Origin of the sequence: Burkholderia sp. HI2714 (assembly GCF_002223085.1) — a bacterium.
Classification (GTDB): domain Bacteria; phylum Pseudomonadota; class Gammaproteobacteria; order Burkholderiales; family Burkholderiaceae; genus Burkholderia; species Burkholderia lata_D.
Window position 1 is genome coordinate 150,331 of sequence record NZ_NKFM01000035.1, and the last position, 17,048, is coordinate 167,378.

Sequence of the window (17,048 nt, forward strand, 5' to 3'; positions counted from 1 at the left end):
CGGTTGCACTTTGTTACTTAGGGTCTCCCCGGATCGGCCATTAGACTGGCCTTACCGACTTCCCTTCGTATGCAGCCTTTCAATGAACGGTCATCTCCGTGCCTGGCCGGCCGGGTTGGCGCGATGCGGGCATACGCGTATCGCCGCTGATCGCGCTCGCCTTCCGCTCCCCGATCCATTCTCCGGTGCGTGCCGCACCGCCGTCGTGCAGGTGGGCTCATGTCGTTGAGCCCGCCGCCTTCCACCACGTTTCCACCGTCGCGCAGCGGCCGCCTGATCGAAGTCGATTTCTTCCGCGGCATCGTGCTGTTGATGATCGTCGTCGATCACATCGGCGCGAGCGTGCTGTCGCGCGTCACGCTGCACGCGTTCGCGCTGTGCGATGCGGCCGAGGTCTTCGTCTTTCTCGGCGGTTTCGCGACCGCGAGCGCCTATGGCGCGATCGCCGAGCGACACGGCGCGCGTGCCGCGCAAAGGCGGTTCGTGCGCCGCGCGATGCAGATCTACCGCGCATTTCTCGCGACCTCGACGCTGATGCTCGTCGTGTCGGCCGTGCTCGATCACTACGGGATCGATGCGCCGAACCTCGCGCTCGACGACGTCAGCGTGATGCTCGCGTCGCCGCTCACGGGCGCAGCCGAGCTGCTGACGTTCCAGCGCCAGCCCTATCTCGCGTCGGTGCTGCCGATGTACGTGCTGTTCGCGCTGGCGTCGCCGGTGCTCGTGCCGTTCGCGCGCCGGCATCCGTGGCTGCTGGTTGCGCTCAGCGTCGCATCGTGGCTGACGGCGGGCTGGCTCGGCCCCGAGCTGCTGGATGCCGACGGATTTCGCTGGAGTTTCAATCCGTTCGCGTGGCAACTGATGTTCGTCGCCGGCGTGCTCGCGCGCTGCCAGCCGTTCTACCGGCGCATCGCGCTCGGACGCTGGGGGGCCGCCGCGACCGGGCTCGCGTGCGCGGTCGTGCTCGGCTGCGCGAGCTACAAGCTGTTCTCGGGGCTGCCGCTGCCGGAAGGCGTGTTCAAGCGCGATCTCGCGTTGCCGCGCGTCGTGAGCTTCGTGGCCATCGCGTGGCTGATGGCCGATTGCGTGCGCTTCGGCTGGATCGCGCGGATCGCGCAGGGCGTGCGGCCCGTCGTGGCCGTGGGCCAGCGCGGGCTCATCTGCTTTGTCGCGGGCGCGGCGATCTCGCTCGTCATCGATTCGCTGCTGCATCCGGTCGTGCGCAGCGCGGATCTGCGGCATGTCGGCGTAGGCCTCGTGGCCGACGCGTGCGCGCTCGGGCTGATGATGGCCGTGGCCGGTTCGGGAACGTGGATCGCGCGGTGGCGCAGCGCGGCCGCATGAGCGGCGCGGGAGGCGGCGCGTGCGGCACGGACTGTGCCGCGCGGCGTCAGTGAGGTGAGCCGATACGGGAGCGGGGAACCGTGGTGGCGTCGTCGGATTCGGCGTCGTCGCGTTCGTCGGGCGCCGGATCGTCGCGTTCCGCGAGTACCGCGTCGGCTTCGGCCGCGGCGTGCGCGGCACGTATCGCGGTGCAGCGCTGAGCGTGCCGGATGTCCGACAGTATCCTCAAGAGCCGCGTTGTTCTGCTTTTCATCGTCTTCTCCCGCCAGTGCGCATCTCGCGAAGCGGATGCGCTTCGTGCATCCAGTGTAGGACGCGTTCGCATGCCTGGCGGGAGAATGTGGCGTGCACGCCGCACGCCGAGGGATATTACTTACTGCGCGGTGGCGACGCCCTGCGCCTGCAAGGCTTCTTCGCGGCGCTCTTCCGCACAACGCTGGTGCTGACGCGACAGGCGGTTCATCAGTGGCAGCAGCAGCAGCGCGAGCAGCATGCCGATCGCGGCGAGCCAGCCGAGCTTCTCGAACAGCGACAGGTACAGCGGCAGCGATTCGGTGGCCGGCAGTTCGTGCGACGGCATCTGCGCGAAGTTCGCGACGACGCTGCCCAGATACTGCGACACGCCCGTCGCGACGAAGTACGCGCCCATCATGAAGCCGCTCATGCGCGCCGGCACGTAGCGGGCGATCATCGCGAGGCCGAGGCCGCTCACCAGCAGTTCGCCGAGCGAGTAGAGGCCGTAGCCCCACACCATGAACCACGACGACACACGGCCGTCGACCGCGTAGCGGCCGCTGATCGTGAACACCAGGTAGCCCGCGGCCACCGCGCCGAAGCCGAGTGCGTACTTCGCGGCGACCGGCAGGTCACGGCCGCCCTTCGCGACGGCGTTGTAGACCCACACGAGCACCGGGCTCAGCAGCATGATCCAGATCGGGTTCAGCGCCTGGAACTGCGCGGCGCTCCACGTGAACAGCGTCGTGCCGAACAGCATGAAGCGCGGATCGACGTTGCGCAGCGCGAACAGCGTCAGCGACGTCGACATCTGCACGTAGAAGATGAAGAACAGGATCACCTGGCCGATCAGCACGAGCGCCGCGATCAGGCCCGCGCGCTCCGAGCGCTCCGACTTCGCGATCATGTACGCGAAGATCGCGAGGATCGCGAACGCTGCCGTCCACACGCTGGCGACGGCGAGCTGCTTGTGCTGCAGCACGTACAGCGTGATCAGCGCGAGCCCGACGCCGCCCAGCGCGACCGCGCCGAGGCGCTTCCAGCGGATCGGCTGGTCGTCCGGCAGCGAGCCGACGTGCGCGAGCGTCCGATGCATCAGCATGAAGTTGAGGATCGCGAGCAGCATGCCGCCGCAGCAGACCGCGAACGCGGTGTGCCAGCCCCAGTGATCCTTGATCCACGGCGTCGCGAGCATCGACACCGTCGAGCCGATGTTGACCGCCATGTAGTAGATCGTGAACGCGCTGTCGATGCGCGCGTCGTCGCCTTCATAGATGCGGCGCACGAGGTTGGCCGCGTTGGCCTTGAACAGGCCGTTGCCGACGACGATCACGCCGAGCGACGCGTACATGTACGTCAGGTGATCGTTCGGGACCGACAGCATCAGGTAGCCGGCGCACAGCACGGACGCGCCGATGATCATCGTGCGACGGGCGCCGAGCACCTTGTCGCCGATCCAGCCGCCGATCGACGGCGCCGCATAGACGAGTGCGGTGAACGCACCCCAGGTCAGGTTCGCATGGCTGTCGGTGAAACCGAGCCGGTCGACCATGAAGAGGACCAGGAGCGCGGCCATGCCGTAGTAGCCGAAGCGCTCCCACATTTCGATGAGGAAGACCGTCGTGAACGATCGGGTTTGTGAAACGGGTGGTTGCATCATCAATCTCGTTTGAAACGGACGGCACGGATCACGCGTCGTCTTTTTGGGGTCGAACTGGCGCCGGTGCACAATGGGGCCGGGTAGGCTTCATGCTGGCGGTGGAACAGTCGGGCGGTTAGCCCGAGCCGGGGTCTGACTCCGCCTGGTGTGGCGGGGAGGGGCCCCGACCGGCGCGCGCATGGTAGCGGCTACCGGTCCGGTGCGTCACGTACCTGCCACCTAGGGAAACTCCTAATGTGGCAGTAGCTTTCAGGAACATTCGTCTCATCATCTATTTGTAAGCTTTCGTGCCGGCTCTCCGAAGATTCCCGGAGAGCCGCTTGCAGCTTGCCTGTGAAGCCGGCGAGTCTGGCAAGATAGCGCGTCGTTTCGCTCGCTTCGTGTCCCGTTTAGTGCACCGGGCTTGACACCGAAGACGTGTGCGAACCCGAAGACTAAGCTATATCGTTCTAACTTAGTTATTTTCCATCAAACATTTTTTGACGATCACTTTTCGGCCTGCTATGGTTCCCCCCACTGAAAACTCGCGGGCTGCAGATGCTGCCGCGCTCGGCAGCAAGATTCGCGCGTTGCGCCAACGACTCAAGCGCACGCTCGACGACACCGCTACCGCCGCGGGGATTTCGAAGCCGTTTCTGTCTCAAGTCGAACGCGGGCTCGCGTCGCCGTCGCTGACATCGTTGGCCGGTATCGCGCACGCGCTCGGTGTGACGGTGCAGTACTTTGTGGATACGCCGAGCGAGGAACGCTCGGTTTGCCGAGGCGAGCAGCTGCGCTTCTTCGGGTTTGCCGATTCGGCGAACCTGTTCGCGAGGCTGACGAACGTATCCGAAGGGCGCCAGCTGGAGGCGATCCTCGTGAGGATGCCGCCGGGGCAGAAGCGGTCTGAGGTGACGACACATGCAGGAGAGGAGTTCCTGTATGTGATTGAAGGGGAAGTGTCGCTGACGCTGGAAGGCAAGACGTTCGTCCTGCAGGCCGGCGACAGCTCGCACTATCAGTCGACGGTCCCGCACAGCTGGGTCAACACCGCGAAGATCGAGTCGGTGGTGGTCTGGGTCGGGACACCGAGGCTGTTCTAACGCACAGGTATTCCTTCGTTTCGAAGACGGAATACCTGTCGAAAGAAACGTAAGGAATACTAAAATGCTACACGAGAATCACGGGCCTCCTCAATCGCTGCACCCGTCAGCGTCTCACGCGTAAGCCGCGGCATCCGCCGCGCGACGCTCACCGAACAAACCTTCTCAAGACTGCCACGATGAAATCCTTGCATGCCATGTCGGCCGTGCTGGCCGCGCTCGCCCTGACGACGCCTGTTGCCCACGCCGTTACCGTCCCGTCGAACGTCGCGCTCGCTCCCCAACAGGACCTGACGCGACAGGTGCCCGCCGAAATCGAGTCGCTCGACCCCGCGCACATCGAATCGTGGACCGGCAACACGATCGGCCTCGACCTGTTCGAAGGGCTGGCCCGCATCGATGCGGCCGGCCAGGTCGTGCCGGGCGTCGCGCTGTCGTGGGAGCGCAAGACGCCGACGACGTGGATCTTCAAGCTTCGCCATGACGCGAAGTGGAGCAACGGCCAGCCGGTGACGGCCGCCGATTTCGTCTATTCGTGGCAGCGCCTCGTCGATCCGAAGACGGGCTCGAAGTACACGATCCTCGTCGAGTTCGTGAAGAACTCGAAGGACATCATTGCAGGCAAGGCTGCGCCGTCGACGCTCGGCGTGCGCGCGATCGATCCGTACACGCTGGAAGTGACGACCGACGTGCCGGTCGCATTCTTCCCGGAACTGACGGCCATGGTGCCGCTCGCGCCGGTGAACAAGGACACGGTGACGAAGCTCGGCGACGCATGGACGCGCCCGGGCAACATCGTCAGCAACGGCGCATACCAGCTCGTCGACTGGCAGCCGAACAACCGCATCGTGATCTCGAAGGATGCGAAGTACTGGAACGCGCCGAAGGTCGTGATCAACAAGGTCACGTACCTGCCGATCGAGAGCGACGAGACGGCGATGCGCATGTACCAGGCCGGCCAGATCGACTACAGCTACTCGATCCCGTCGGGGATCTTCCAGCAGGTCAGCAAGCAGTTCGGCGGCGAACTGCGCCAGGGCCTGCAGCTCGCGACCTATTACTACTACCTGAACAACAGCGATCCGGCGCTGAAGGACAAGCGCGTGCGCCAGGCGCTGTCGATGGTGCTCGATCGCGACGTGCTGACGCAACGGCTCACGCAGGCCGGCGAGAAGCCGATGTACGGCCTGATGCCGAGCGGCACGAAGGGCGTGCAGCCGTTCACGCCGGATTGGGCGTCGTGGCCGATGGCCAAGCGCGTCGAGACCGCGAAGAACCTGCTGAAGCAGGCCGGCTACTCGGATGCGAAGCCGCTGTCGTTCACGCTGACGTACAACACCAACGACCTGCACAAGAAGGTCGCGCTGTTCGCCGCGTCGGAATGGCGCACCAAGCTCGGCGTCAATACGAAGCTCGAGAACGTCGAGTTCAAGGTGCTGATGAAGGAGCGTCATGACGGCAAGGTGCAGATCGCCCGTGACGGCTGGTTCGCCGACTACAACGACGCGATGACGTTCTTCGACCTGCTGCGTTGCGGCAGCGCGCAGAACACCGTCGGCTACTGCAACAAGCAGGCCGACGCGCTCGTCGACGAAGGCAACCAGAAGCTCGACGACAAGGCACGCGCCGCGCTGCTCACGCAGGCGCACGACATGGCGCTGAGCGACACGCCGATGGTGCCGCTGTTCCAGTACTCGGCAGACCGTCTCGTGAAGCCCTATGTGGGCGGCTACTCGCTGAAGAACGTGATCGACATGCGTGCTTCGCAGGACATGTACCTGATCAAGCACTGAGCGGAGCGATCATGCTGGCCTACGCATTGAGGCGCACGTTGTGGGCGGTGCCGACGATCCTCGCGGTCGTCACCGTCTGCTACCTGCTGCTGCACTTCACGCCCGGCGGTCCGTTCGATACGGAAAAGCAGTTGTCCGCCGCGACGCTCGCGAACCTGAACGCGAAGTACCACCTCGATCAGCCGCTGTGGAAGCAGTACCTGATATACCTCGATTCGCTGCTGCATGGCGATCTCGGTCCGTCGTTCCGCTACGTCGACTGGTCGGTGAATGACCTCGTGAAGAAGGCGCTGCCCGTGAGCCTCGGCGTGGGCGGCGTGTCGATCCCGATCTCGATCGTGTTCGGCGTGTTGCTCGGCACCGTCGCGGCCGTGCGCCGCGACAGCTTCATCGATCGCGTCGTGATGCTGATCGGCAACGTCGGCAATGTCGTGCCGCCGTTCGTGCTCGGTCCCGTGCTCGTGTGGATCTTCGCGATCCTGCTGAAGACGTCGTCCGGCAACGGCTGGCTGCCCGCGGGCGGCTGGGGCGACGGCGGCTGGCAGTACCGGCTGCTGCCGATCGTGCTGCTGACCTTCATCAACATGTCGCTGCTCGCGCGCGTGATGCGCGGCTCGATGATCGAGACGCTGTCGAGCAACTACATCCGCACCGCGCGCGCGAAGGGCCTGCCGGGCTCGACGATCGTGCTGCGCCATGCGCTGAAGCCCGCGCTAATGCCGGTCGTGTCGCTGTTCGGCACGGTCTGCATCTCGTCGATCACGGCGGCCGTCGTCACCGAATCGGTGTTCGCGCTGCCGGGCCTCGGGCAGCTCGTCGTGAACGGTGCCATCAACCGCGACTACACGCTGGTGCTCGGCCTCGTCGTGCTGACGACCGTCTGCGCGGTGCTGTTCAACCTGCTGGTCGACCTCGCTTACGCGTGGCTCGATCCGCGCATCCGTTATTGAGCGAGGCACAGCGATGACTCCGACTACTCCCGTCGTCGGCCTGCCCGTGCAGACCGACTCGCCGCCGCGTTCGCGCTCGCCGCTCGCGCTTGCGATGGCGCGCTTCCTTCACAACCGTGCGGCCGTGTTCAGCCTCGTGCTGCTCGCGCTCATCACGCTCGCCTGTTTCGTCGGCCCGTGGCTGCTCGCGGCCGATCCCGCCGCGAGCGACTGGGGCTCCATCAGCCTGCCCCCGACCTGGGCGAACCAGCACTGGTTCGGCACCGACGAGCTCGGCCGCGACCTGCTGGTGCGGACGCTGATCGGCGGCCGCGTGTCGATCGAGGTCGGCCTGCTCGGCACGCTCGTGTCGGGCCTGTTCGGCGTCGCATGGGGCGCGATCGCGGGCTTCGCGGGCGGTCGCGTCGATTCCGTGATGATGCGCATCGTCGACATGATGTACGCGATCCCGTACCTGCTGATCGCGATCCTGATGATGACCCTGTTCGGCCGCTCGTTCATGCTGGTCGTGCTGACCATCAGCGCGTTCTCGTGGATCGACATGGCGCGTGTCGTGCGCGGCCAGACGCTGTCGCTGCGCAGCCGCGAGTTCGTCGATGCGGCACGGGCGATCGGCGTATCGCCGGCGTCGATCGTGCGGCGCCACATCGTGCCGAACCTGCTCGGCGTGGTCGTCGTGTACGCGACGGTCTCGGTGCCGGGCATCGTGCTGACCGAATCGGTGCTGTCGTTCCTCGGCCTCGGCGTGCAGGAACCGATGACGAGCTGGGGCGTGCTGATCCAGGACGGCGCGCAGAAACTGGAATCGATGCCGTGGCTGCTGCTGGCCCCGGCCGTCATGCTGTGCGTGACGCTTTACTGCGTGAACTTCGTCGGCGATGGCCTGCGTGACGCGCTCGACCCGAAGGATCGCTAAAGATGTCGGCACTGCTTGAAGTAGACAACCTCGGCGTGCGCTTCACGCGCAAGGACGCGCCGCCAGTGGACGCCGTGAGCGGCGTGTCGTTCTCGCTCGAAGCCGGCAAGACGCTCGGCATCGTCGGCGAATCGGGCTCGGGCAAGAGCCAGACCGTGATGGCGATGCTCGGCCTGCTGGCCGGCAACGGCTCGACCACCGGCGCCGCGCGCTATCGCGGCGACAACCTCCTGGAGATGGATGCGCGCGCGCTGAACAAGGTGCGCGGCGACCGGATCGCGATGATCTTCCAGGATCCGATGACGTCGCTCAATCCGTTCCTGACGATCGAGCGGCAGATGACCGAGACGCTGCAGCTGCATCGCAAGCTGTCGCGCAAGGAAGCCACGAAGCGCGCGATCGAGGCGCTCGAATCGGTGCGCATCCCCGATGCCGCACGCCGCATCCGCATGTATCCGCACGAGTTTTCGGGCGGCATGCGCCAGCGCGTGATGATCGCGATGGCGCTGCTGTCCGAGCCGGAAATCCTGATCGCCGACGAGCCGACCACCGCGCTCGACGTGACCGTGCAGGCGCAGATCATCGACCTGCTGCGCGAGCTGAACCGCGAGCGCGGCACCGCGATCGTGCTGATCACGCACGACATGGGCGTGGTCGCGGGCCTCGCGGACGACGTGATGGTCATGTACGCGGGCCGCACCGTCGAATACGCGCCGGCCGAATCGATCTTCGCGGCGCCGTCGCATCCGTACACGATCGGCCTGCTCAACGCGCTGCCGCGCCTGACCGACGCGGACGATGCGCCGCTCGTCGCGATTCCCGGCAATCCGCCGATGCCCGGCACCGCGCCGGCCGGCTGCGCGTTCGCGAAGCGCTGCACGTATGCGGAAGAACGCTGTGGCGCGGCGCGTCCCGCGCTCGAAACCTATGGCGCCGTGGGCGCGGTGCGCGCATGCCACCGTCCCGTGGCCGATCTGACGGGAGGTCTGCGATGAGCGTCGATGAACGCCGCCAAGCCGGCGCGACGGACGACACGCTGCTGTCCGTCGAAGGTCTGAAAGTGCATTTCCGCGTGCCGCTCGGCGGCTATCCGTGGTCGCCGAAGGGGACGCTGCGCGCCGTCGACGGCGTGTCGTTCGACGTGAAGCGCGGCGAGACGGTCGGGCTCGTCGGCGAATCGGGCTGCGGGAAGTCGACGCTCGCGCGTGCGCTGATCGGCCTCGTGCCGATGACGGCCGGCACGGTGAAATGGCGCGGCGAAGCCGTGGCGCCCGAACACCTGCGCGGCACCACGATGCGGCGCGAAGTGCAGATGATCTTCCAGGATCCGCTCGCGTCGCTCGATCCGCGCATGACGATCGAACAGGTCGTCGCGGAGCCGCTCGTCACGCACCAGGCCGGCCTCGGCCGCACCGAGGTGCGCCGCCGCGTCGTCACGATGCTCGAACGCGTCGGCCTGAACGCACATCACCTGCTGCGTTATCCGCACGAATTTTCCGGCGGGCAGTGCCAGCGCGTTGGCATCGCGCGCGCACTGATCGGCGAGCCGAAGCTCGTGATCTGCGACGAACCCGTATCGGCGCTCGACGTGTCGATCCAGGCGCAGATCGTGAACCTGCTGCGCGATCTTCAACGCGAACTGTCGTTGTCCTATCTGTTCGTTGCGCACGATCTGGCGGTGGTGAAGGCCATCAGCCAGCGTGTGCTCGTGATGTATCTCGGCCGCGTGATGGAGTTCGGCACGCGGCATGACGTGTACGGCGTGCCGCAGCACCCGTACACGAAGGCGCTGCTCGACGCGGCGCCGACGCCGGAGCCGGCGCGCGAGCGTGCTCGCCGTCCGATGCTGCTGGCGGGCGAGATGCCCTCGCCGCTCAACCCGCCGTCCGGCTGCGCGTTCCGCACGCGCTGCCCGGTCGCGATCGAAGCGTGCGCGCAGGACGTGCCGCTGCCGGAAGTTCGGCAGGGGTCGGCCGCGCGTGTCGCGTGCATCCGCGCGGGTGTGGCGTGAGCTGAAGTGACGCAGCAAACATAACCAAGGCAGGTCAACAGGGGTAGGTGCGGCGCGAACGATCTTCGCGCCGCGGGTACAGGCGCGTCCTTGATCGGGCGCGCCGGGGGGCCGGGAGCGGATCGCAACCGGCGTGGACGATATCAACACAAGACGAGAATTACGATGAAAAAACAGAAGACGATCGGGACGGCATCGAAAATGCTGCTGGCCTGGGGGCTGCCGGCGCTCGCCGGTGTCTCGCTGACGGGCGTCGCGCACGCCGACGACGCGGCCCCCGCACCGCTGACGGTCGCGCAGGCCGCACCGGGCACGACCGTTGCGCAGGCAACGACCCCGAACGCCGTCATCAACGCCGAAGCGAACCAGGCCGTCACGCCGCCCGACGAGCCGTCGGCGCAGTCGCAGTCGAAGGGCTTCATCGCCGACAGCCATCTCAACTTCCTGTTCCGCAACTATGCGGACGTGCTCGACGCCAAGGGCGGGCCGCATCGCCACGCGTGGGTCCAGGGCGCGATGGCGAACTTCGAGTCGGGCTATACGACGGGCCTGATCGGCATCGGTTTCGACGCATCGCTGTATGCGGCGCTGAAGCTCGACGGCGGCCAGGGCGCCGGCAGCATGGTGCACATCGCGAAGGGCGGCGGTGGCGGCAACCAGCTCGCCTGGGCCTATCCCGGCATCTACGACGTGAAGGCGCGCATCTCGAACACGGTGGTCAAGTACGGTCTGCAGGCCGTCGACAACCCGTTCATGGAACAGCACGACAACCGTGCGCTGCCGCCGACGTTCCTCGGTGCGACCCTCGTCAGCAATGAATTCAAGAACGTGATGCTCGAGGCCGGCAGCTTCACGAAGACCGACGCGCGTGGTCATACGACGCTCACCAACCTGACGACGCAATACGGCGGCACGCGCATCAACCGCCTGTCGTACGTCGGCGGCACGTGGGACTACTCGCCGAACGGCGAAGTCGCGCTGTACGCGAACCAGGCCGACGACGTGTGGCACCAGTACTACGCGTCGGTGAAGCACAGCATCGGCAGCCCGCAGACGATCAAGTGGACGGGCTTCGGCAACGTCTACTCGACGCACGACACGGGCGATGCGCTGCAAGGCAAGATCAACAACAACGCATACAGCCTGTCGCTGGCCGCGCAGCACGGCCCGCACGAGCTGCTGCTCGGCTTCCAGCAGGTGCTCGGCGACCAGTTCTTCGATTACCTGAACGAAACGAACGGCATCTTCCTGACCAACTCGATGGACGTCGACTACAACGCGCCGCACGAAAAGTCGCTGCAGCTGCGTTACACGTTCTACGGCAAGGAAGCGGGCCTGCCGGGCTTCAAGGCGATGGTCTGGGGCGTGACGGGCTGGGGTGCGGACGGCAGCGCGGGTGCGGCGAACGACCCGAGCAAGTCGAGCATCTACTGGGCTAACGGCGCACCGGTGCAGGGCCGTCACCACGAGTTCGGCTTCATCCCGTCGTACACGTTCCAGAGCGGCAAGCTGAAGGACACGAAGGTCACGTTCATCGCGATGTGGCACGCCGGTTCGGCACACTACTCGGACGCGACGAACACCGAGTACCGTCTGGTCGTGAACCTGCCGCTGCACGCGTTCTGATCGCAGGGGGCGCAGGCGCCCCCGCCTCGCAGGGCCGGCCTTCGATCGAAACGATCAGGCCGGCTTGTGCAGCCCCGCGACCGGATCGTTCGCAGCGGGCATGTCTTCCACGAGCGACGTGAGCTGGCGGCCCGTATCGCGCCATGCATCGAGGCCGCCGCGCAGCGCGAGCGCATCGGTGAAGCCGGCGTCGAGCAGGCGCTTCGCCATCAACGCGGCCGTGAACTCGTTCGGGCACGAGCAGTACACGACGAACTTCTGCGAGAACGGATAACGCGCGACGATGTCGCCGATCTGGCGTTCGTCGGCGAACTGCGCGCCGGGAATCGTGAACGGATCGAGCTTGCGGTGCTCGGGCGAGCGCACGTCGAGGACCACCGGCGCGGTGGTATCGCGCAGCATCGCGTCGAGCTCGTCGACGCCGACCCGCGCGCTCGCGAGCTGGCGGATCAGCGCGCGGCGGCGCATCCAGCGGATCGCCGCGTACACCGCCAGCACCGCGACGGCCGCCAGCAGCGCCACGCGGCCGAGCTGGCCCGCACCGGCGAACAGCCAGTCGATCTGGCGAGCGAACATCAGCCCGACCATCAGCCCGACGATCGTCCACAGCGCGGCGCCGAGCGCGTCGTAGCCGAGGAACGTGCGATAGCGCGTGCCGAACGCGCCGGCCATCGGCACCGACACGAGCGACAGCCCCGGAATGAAGCGCGCGACGGCGAGCACGCGCACGCCGTAGCGGCCGAAGAAGCGTTCGGTTTTCTTCACGCAGCTGTCACGCGACAGCGACAGGCGGCAGATCGTCTTCAGCGTCGTGCCGCCGAAGCGCCGGCCGGCGAGGTACCACACGGTGTCGCCGATCAGTGCGCCGAGCACCGACAGCGCGACCACCGTCACCAGTTGCGAGCCGATCATCGCCGGATGCATCGCGGACATCGCGCCGAACAGCACGAGCGTCGGCATCGCGGGCACCGGCAGCCCGATGGCCGCCGCGAGCACGTTGGCGAAGACGAGAAGCGGCCCGTATTGGGCGACGAGGTCGCGGAGGAGCATGACGGCTGGCCGAAAAGGAAACGCGCGCGGAAAGCACGCAGATGGGCCGATTATCGGCCTTTTTCAAGTCAGCGGCGGGAATAACGCAAAGTGCCTGACGGCGGCGGGGCGCGGTGAGCCGGCGCGTTGCGCGCGGCTCACCGTTCGAAATCAGGAGGAGGTGCGGGCGAGCGACGCGGCGCCGTGGTTTTCGCCGGGGAGCTCGGCCCCGTGCGAGCGGATCGCCGCGATCAGTTCGGCCGGCGTGATCTCGTAGCGGACTTCGCGGTGGATGCCGGGCTTGCGTTCGTCGACTTCGATCAGCAGCACGCTCTTGCCGTCGCTCGTTGCTTCGAGTCGGAGCGAGCGCAGTTCTCGGCCGTCGGCCGCGTCGTGTTCGGTGAGCAGGGTCATTGCCCCGGATGAGCCGGTAGTGCGCATCGAACCTATCCTCGTATCGTGGATGCCATAGTGGCAAAGTGTCTTTGTTGAATACAGCTTGGCGCAGTTTAACGCGAACGGGCCGCAATTCGGAGCAATTTCGTTGGGGTGAATTGAGGGCTGAACCATTGATCCTTCTGATGTTTGAGCCACGCGGGGCGGGCGTTTGCGCCGGATCGGGCGCAGCCGCGGCCGGCGCCTGACCGCCGTTCGCGGCCGGGCCGCCCCGGGCGGCGACACGCGGCGCAGCGCGGGTCGCCGCGGCGGCATCAGAAGCGGTCGGCGAGCCCCATCGCCGGGTCGCTGACCGAGTGGCGGCCGGTTTCGACGCGGCCGGCGACGCGGCGCGAGAAACTCGCGTCGCTGTCCGCGGTGACGATGAAGTCGTACCAGTGGCCGGTCGAGTCGAGGTTCCAGTGCAGCTCGGCCTGGTCGCCGGCGCGCACCGTGACCGTCCACGTGGTACCGGTACCGTGGCCGTGACCCTGGCTGTTGCGGTCCTCGTTGCCCTGGCCATGACCGCGATCGTCGTGCGCGCCGCGGCCGGACAGCGGCCCGTAGACCTGGTTCGACTTCACGGTGAAGCGCACCGTGCCGCCGCCGTCGTTGCGCAGCTTCAGGTGGAGGTTGCCGCTCGCGCCCGCATAGCCGACCCGAACCTCCGGCTGCGGCGCGCGGGCACCGGCCAGGCGGCTGAGGTCACCGGTGAAGCGGCGGTGATAGCCGTTCGGGCCCAGTACCCACAGGTCATATTTACCGCCGTTGTCGGCGCGCGCGGCCCAGTCGCCGTGCAGCGTCTTGCCCGGTTCGACGACGTAGCGCCGCGGCAGGCGGTCGAGGTGCAGCTTGTCATAGACGTGAAACACGGCGGCGGCGCGGCCCGTGTTCGCGAACTTCAGCGTGACCATGCCGTTGCCGGCGTCGGCACGCGCGCTGGCATGCAGTTCGTAAGGCAGCGCGCGCGACGGGCGCACGCCGGTCGCCTGCGCGGGCAGCGACGGCGCGGCCGGCGGCACGATCTTCGGCGCGGCCTGCTGCGCGGCGCTCAGCGCGTCGACCTGGCTTTTCGTCGTATGGCCCGCGAGCGTCGGCAGCGGTTCGTTGTTCGGCGAGCGGAAGTTGAACGCGCTCGTCAGGTCGCCGCACACCGCGCGGCGGTACGCGCTGATCTGCGGCTCCGCGACGCCGAAGCGCTTTTCGAGGAAGAGCAGCGTCGACGTATGGTCGAACACCTGCGAGTTGACCCAGCCGCCGCGGCTCCACGGCGACACGACCCACATCGGCACGCGCGGGCCCGGGCCGTACGGACGGCCGTCGATCGCCGGCTGGCTTGACGTGGCCGGCGTGAAGTCGTGGTACTCGGCGGCGACGTCGGCGTCCCGCAGCGTATGGCCGCCCGCGAGCGTGCCGTCGGCGTTGCGCGACGGCACGGCCGGCGACGGCATGTGATCGAAGAAGCCGTCGTTCTCGTCGTAGTTCACCAGCAGCACGGTCTTGCTCCACACCTCCGGGTTCGCCGTCAGCGCATCGAGCACGGCCTGCACGTACCAGCCGCCCTGCGCAGGGCTCGACGGCCCCGGATGTTCGCTGTACACGGACGGCGGGATGATCCATGACACCTCGGGCAGCGTGCCGTTGCGGATGTCGTCGCGGAACGATTCGAGGAAGCCGTACGGCATTGTGTTGCCGAACCCCTTCGCGAGCGGGCTCAGCGGATCGTCGATCGCCGGATCGTAGAACGCGCCGGCCGCCGTCACGGGCTGCGTGATGTCCGTCGACGCGACGTACGCGGGCCGGCGCGCGGGCGGCATCTGCTCGATCGCCGCGCGCCAGTGGCGGAAGCTCATCATCTCGTTGCAGCCGAAGTTGTCGATCAGGCTCTGGTAGACCTTCCAGTTCACGCCGGCCTGCTGCAGCCGGTCGGCGTAGGTGGTCCAGGTCCAGCCCTGGCTCGACGGGCCGATGTCGTTGCCGCCGTTGAACTGGTTGTTCAGCGCGGCGATCTTCACGCGGCTGCCGTCGGCCTGGCTGATGCCGTTCGGACCGTTGGTGCCGCTCCAGTAGAACAGGCGGTTCGCGATCGTGCCCGTGTGCATCCCGCAGTGGTAGTGGTCGCACAGCGTGAACGCATCGGCGAGCGCGCGCTGGAACGGTACTTCCGCCGCGTCGAAGTAACCCATCGACAGCGGCGTCTTCGCGTCGGGCCAGCGGTTCATCCGGCCGTGGTCCCACGCGGCCTGCGCATCGGCCCACGTGTGCGGCGTGCCGCCCGCGCGCTGCGCGTTGCCCTGGCTCGCGTCGAGGTGATACGGCGTGACGGTGGTGGCGGGCGTCGGCTTCGTGTATGTCTGGTAGAACACGTTGCGGCCGTTCGGCGACGGTACCGCAAAGCGGTCGCCGTAACCGCGCACGCCCTTGAACGTGCCGAAGTAGCTGTCGAATGCGCGGTTCTCCATCATCAGCAACACGACGTGCTTCACGTCCTTGATGGTCCCAGTTTCGTGAAACGCGGGAATCGCGAGCGCGCGGCGGATGCTCGGCGGAAACGCGGACAGCGCGGCGGCGGCGAGGCCGGAAGTGGCGGTTTGCTGGAGGAATTTGCGGCGTGACGTCATGGCGTTCGGGTCCTGTGATGATGGGAGCGTTCGTGACTTCGTCTGGAGGCGCCCGTGCATCGCCCCCCCTGGGACGATTCGCGCGGCGTGTGCGTTCGAGTGCATCGGCCGCGCGTGGCGGAGGTGCGCGCATCGCGCGCGATGCGTGGTGTCGCGCGGATGCCTTGGCCGTCGCCGCGATCCTGTGCAACGCGCGCTCGTGATGCGCGGGCCAGGACGTCGGCACACGCCGGCCCGGCGCATGCCGGGTTGGGCGGCGCCCAGTCTAGGGAGGCGGCGTGACGTCGACGTGATGAAGACATGACATCGCATGTCGCGCGCGTGACGTTGCGTGCGCAACGATCGATCGGAAAGCGATGCGCGACGGAACGGGTCAGGAATTACCGATCGCGGTGTGAGGAATCGGTCAGATTTTTCCGGTTCGCGATGGAGGGATGTGCTCGCGCATCGTTGCGAGGGCAACGGCATCGCATGACGCCCATGTTTCAAATGCGTGAAATCGGATAAGCTCGACACGTTGCTGCGCATGTGCGCAGCCCGCGCGACAGGCGCGACTTTTCGGAACCGGCCCACCCATGACCGACATCACGATCCGGCACAGCGAGACGCACGACGTCGACGCGATCCGGCAAATCGCCGCGCATCCCGCGGTATACGCGAATACGTTGCAGCAGCCGTTTCCGTCGCTCGAGAAATGGCAGAAGCGGCTCGACGGCGTGCGCGAGCACGGCATGAGCCTCGTCGCCGAAATCGACGGCGTGGTGGTCGGCCATCTCGGCCTGCATCCCGAACAGAATCCGCGCCGTCGCCATGCGGCAGGGCTCGGCATGATGGTCGACGCGACGCAGCACGGGCGCGGCGTCGGCAGCCGGTTGCTCGCGGCCGCGATCGATCTCGCGGAAAACTGGCTGAACATCACGCGTCTCGAGCTGACTGTGTTCACCGACAACCGCGCGGCCGTCGCGCTCTACGAGAAGCATGGCTTCCGGGTCGAGGGTGAATCGCCGGGCTATGCATTGCGCGATGGCGTGCATGCGTCGGTGTATCACATGGCGCGGATCAAGGCGCGGCAGTGAAGGCTCCGCCGACGCCTATCTGACAGCACGTGCGGCCGCGATGCCACGCGTCATATTCATTCGAGAATTCGTTCGTTTTCTCCGGGCTGTACCCGTCGTATCGTCGAAGGATTTGCCGGCCGCCTCGGCCGGCGTTCGCTTTTCCGAAACGATCATGCGCGGCGTTGCACGCCGGCTGGCTTCATCGTCATCGCTTCATGGCTGTTACTTCACAGCCATCGCTTCGCGCAGCGCACCTTCCCGCAACCGTCTCTTTCAACGGACCCGCTTC

Annotated in this window: 14 protein-coding genes; 9 read left to right on the top strand and 5 right to left on the bottom strand. The window is 66.8% G+C overall.

What is annotated here, in order from left to right; genetic code table 11:
* Window positions 1–219 precede the first annotated feature (219 nt).
* A complete protein-coding gene (locus CFB82_RS18685; RefSeq protein ID WP_089484794.1) occupies window positions 220–1,344 on the top strand; it encodes an OpgC domain-containing protein in 1,125 nt (374 codons plus the stop codon).
* A 46-nt stretch (window positions 1,345–1,390) separates the two neighbouring features.
* On the opposite strand, the gene CFB82_RS18690 is transcribed toward CFB82_RS18685, so the two are convergent.
* Complete coding sequence (locus tag CFB82_RS18690) at window positions 1,391–1,597, bottom strand: hypothetical protein (protein ID WP_089448636.1); 207 nt, start codon at window positions 1,595–1,597, stop codon at window positions 1,391–1,393.
* Window positions 1,598–1,717: 120 nt separating this feature from the next.
* Window positions 1,718–3,238, bottom strand: coding sequence for a peptide MFS transporter (locus CFB82_RS18695; RefSeq protein ID WP_069252725.1), 1,521 nt, complete (start codon window positions 3,236–3,238; stop codon window positions 1,718–1,720).
* A 503-nt stretch (window positions 3,239–3,741) separates the two neighbouring features.
* Between CFB82_RS18695 and CFB82_RS18705 the strand changes: the two genes are divergently transcribed.
* From CFB82_RS18705 to CFB82_RS18735, 7 genes are all read left to right on the top strand, one after another.
* Window positions 3,742–4,320 (top strand): cupin domain-containing protein, encoded by a 579-nt coding sequence (locus CFB82_RS18705; RefSeq protein ID WP_069252724.1) that lies wholly within the window; start codon window positions 3,742–3,744, stop codon window positions 4,318–4,320.
* Window positions 4,321–4,499: 179 nt separating this feature from the next.
* Window positions 4,500–6,113, top strand: coding sequence for a peptide ABC transporter substrate-binding protein (locus CFB82_RS18710; protein WP_089448634.1), 1,614 nt, complete (start codon window positions 4,500–4,502; stop codon window positions 6,111–6,113).
* 11 nt (window positions 6,114–6,124) lie between these two features.
* Entirely contained in the window at window positions 6,125–7,063 is a 939-nt protein-coding gene (locus tag CFB82_RS18715; RefSeq protein WP_069252722.1) for an ABC transporter permease subunit, read from the top strand.
* A gap of 13 nt (window positions 7,064–7,076) precedes the next feature.
* Entirely contained in the window at window positions 7,077–7,979 is a 903-nt protein-coding gene (locus CFB82_RS18720; RefSeq protein ID WP_089448632.1) for an ABC transporter permease, read from the top strand.
* A gap of 2 nt (window positions 7,980–7,981) precedes the next feature.
* Window positions 7,982–8,974 carry an ABC transporter ATP-binding protein gene (locus CFB82_RS18725; protein ID WP_069252720.1) on the top strand — a complete coding sequence of 331 codons (993 nt, stop codon included), beginning with the start codon at window positions 7,982–7,984 and terminating at the stop codon, window positions 8,972–8,974.
* The gene (locus tag CFB82_RS18730; protein WP_179255416.1) at window positions 8,971–9,990 is read left to right on the top strand and encodes an ABC transporter ATP-binding protein; all 1,020 of its coding nucleotides are present in this window, start codon (window positions 8,971–8,973) and stop codon (window positions 9,988–9,990) included. The genes CFB82_RS18725 and CFB82_RS18730 overlap by 4 nt, the downstream gene beginning before the upstream one ends.
* Before the next feature lie 165 nt (window positions 9,991–10,155).
* Window positions 10,156–11,616: an OprD family porin gene (locus tag CFB82_RS18735; RefSeq protein WP_069252718.1), complete on the top strand. Its 1,461-nt coding sequence runs from the start codon at window positions 10,156–10,158 to the stop codon at window positions 11,614–11,616.
* A 54-nt stretch (window positions 11,617–11,670) separates the two neighbouring features.
* On the opposite strand, the gene CFB82_RS18740 is transcribed toward CFB82_RS18735, so the two are convergent.
* From CFB82_RS18740 to CFB82_RS18750, 3 genes are all read right to left on the bottom strand, one after another.
* Window positions 11,671–12,666: a DedA family protein/thiosulfate sulfurtransferase GlpE gene (locus CFB82_RS18740; RefSeq protein ID WP_089484795.1), complete on the bottom strand. Its 996-nt coding sequence runs from the start codon at window positions 12,664–12,666 to the stop codon at window positions 11,671–11,673.
* A gap of 150 nt (window positions 12,667–12,816) precedes the next feature.
* Window positions 12,817–13,086: a hypothetical protein gene (locus CFB82_RS18745; RefSeq protein WP_069252716.1), complete on the bottom strand. Its 270-nt coding sequence runs from the start codon at window positions 13,084–13,086 to the stop codon at window positions 12,817–12,819.
* A 269-nt stretch (window positions 13,087–13,355) separates the two neighbouring features.
* Window positions 13,356–15,701 carry a phosphocholine-specific phospholipase C gene (locus tag CFB82_RS18750; RefSeq protein ID WP_089484796.1) on the bottom strand — a complete coding sequence of 782 codons (2,346 nt, stop codon included), beginning with the start codon at window positions 15,699–15,701 and terminating at the stop codon, window positions 13,356–13,358.
* Between the two features lie 575 nt (window positions 15,702–16,276).
* Here CFB82_RS18750 and CFB82_RS18755 point away from each other — a divergent pair.
* Window positions 16,277–16,777, top strand: coding sequence for a GNAT family N-acetyltransferase (locus CFB82_RS18755; RefSeq protein ID WP_089484797.1), 501 nt, complete (start codon window positions 16,277–16,279; stop codon window positions 16,775–16,777).
* The last annotated feature ends 271 nt before the right edge of the window (window positions 16,778–17,048 follow it).

Bases quoted from the DNA above. Each gene is read 5' to 3' on its own strand.
- CFB82_RS18705 (WP_069252724.1), top strand. From the start codon at position 3,742: ATGGTTCCCCCCACTGAAAACTCGCGGGCTGCAGATGCTGCCGCGCTC.
- CFB82_RS18730 (WP_179255416.1), top strand. From the start codon at position 8,971: ATGAGCGTCGATGAACGCCGCCAAGCCGGCGCGACGGACGACACGCTG.
- CFB82_RS18725 (WP_069252720.1), top strand. From the start codon at position 7,982: ATGTCGGCACTGCTTGAAGTAGACAACCTCGGCGTGCGCTTCACGCGC.
- CFB82_RS18745 (WP_069252716.1), bottom strand. From the start codon at position 13,086: ATGCGCACTACCGGCTCATCCGGGGCAATGACCCTGCTCACCGAACAC.
- CFB82_RS18685 (WP_089484794.1), top strand. From the start codon at position 220: ATGTCGTTGAGCCCGCCGCCTTCCACCACGTTTCCACCGTCGCGCAGC.
- CFB82_RS18695 (WP_069252725.1), bottom strand. From the start codon at position 3,238: ATGATGCAACCACCCGTTTCACAAACCCGATCGTTCACGACGGTCTTC.
- CFB82_RS18735 (WP_069252718.1), top strand. From the start codon at position 10,156: ATGAAAAAACAGAAGACGATCGGGACGGCATCGAAAATGCTGCTGGCC.
- CFB82_RS18710 (WP_089448634.1), top strand. From the start codon at position 4,500: ATGAAATCCTTGCATGCCATGTCGGCCGTGCTGGCCGCGCTCGCCCTG.
- CFB82_RS18740 (WP_089484795.1), bottom strand. From the start codon at position 12,666: ATGCTCCTCCGCGACCTCGTCGCCCAATACGGGCCGCTTCTCGTCTTC.
- CFB82_RS18755 (WP_089484797.1), top strand. From the start codon at position 16,277: ATGACCGACATCACGATCCGGCACAGCGAGACGCACGACGTCGACGCG.
- CFB82_RS18715 (WP_069252722.1), top strand. From the start codon at position 6,125: ATGCTGGCCTACGCATTGAGGCGCACGTTGTGGGCGGTGCCGACGATC.
- CFB82_RS18750 (WP_089484796.1), bottom strand. From the start codon at position 15,701: ATGACGTCACGCCGCAAATTCCTCCAGCAAACCGCCACTTCCGGCCTC.
- CFB82_RS18690 (WP_089448636.1), bottom strand. From the start codon at position 1,597: ATGAAAAGCAGAACAACGCGGCTCTTGAGGATACTGTCGGACATCCGG.
- CFB82_RS18720 (WP_089448632.1), top strand. From the start codon at position 7,077: ATGACTCCGACTACTCCCGTCGTCGGCCTGCCCGTGCAGACCGACTCG.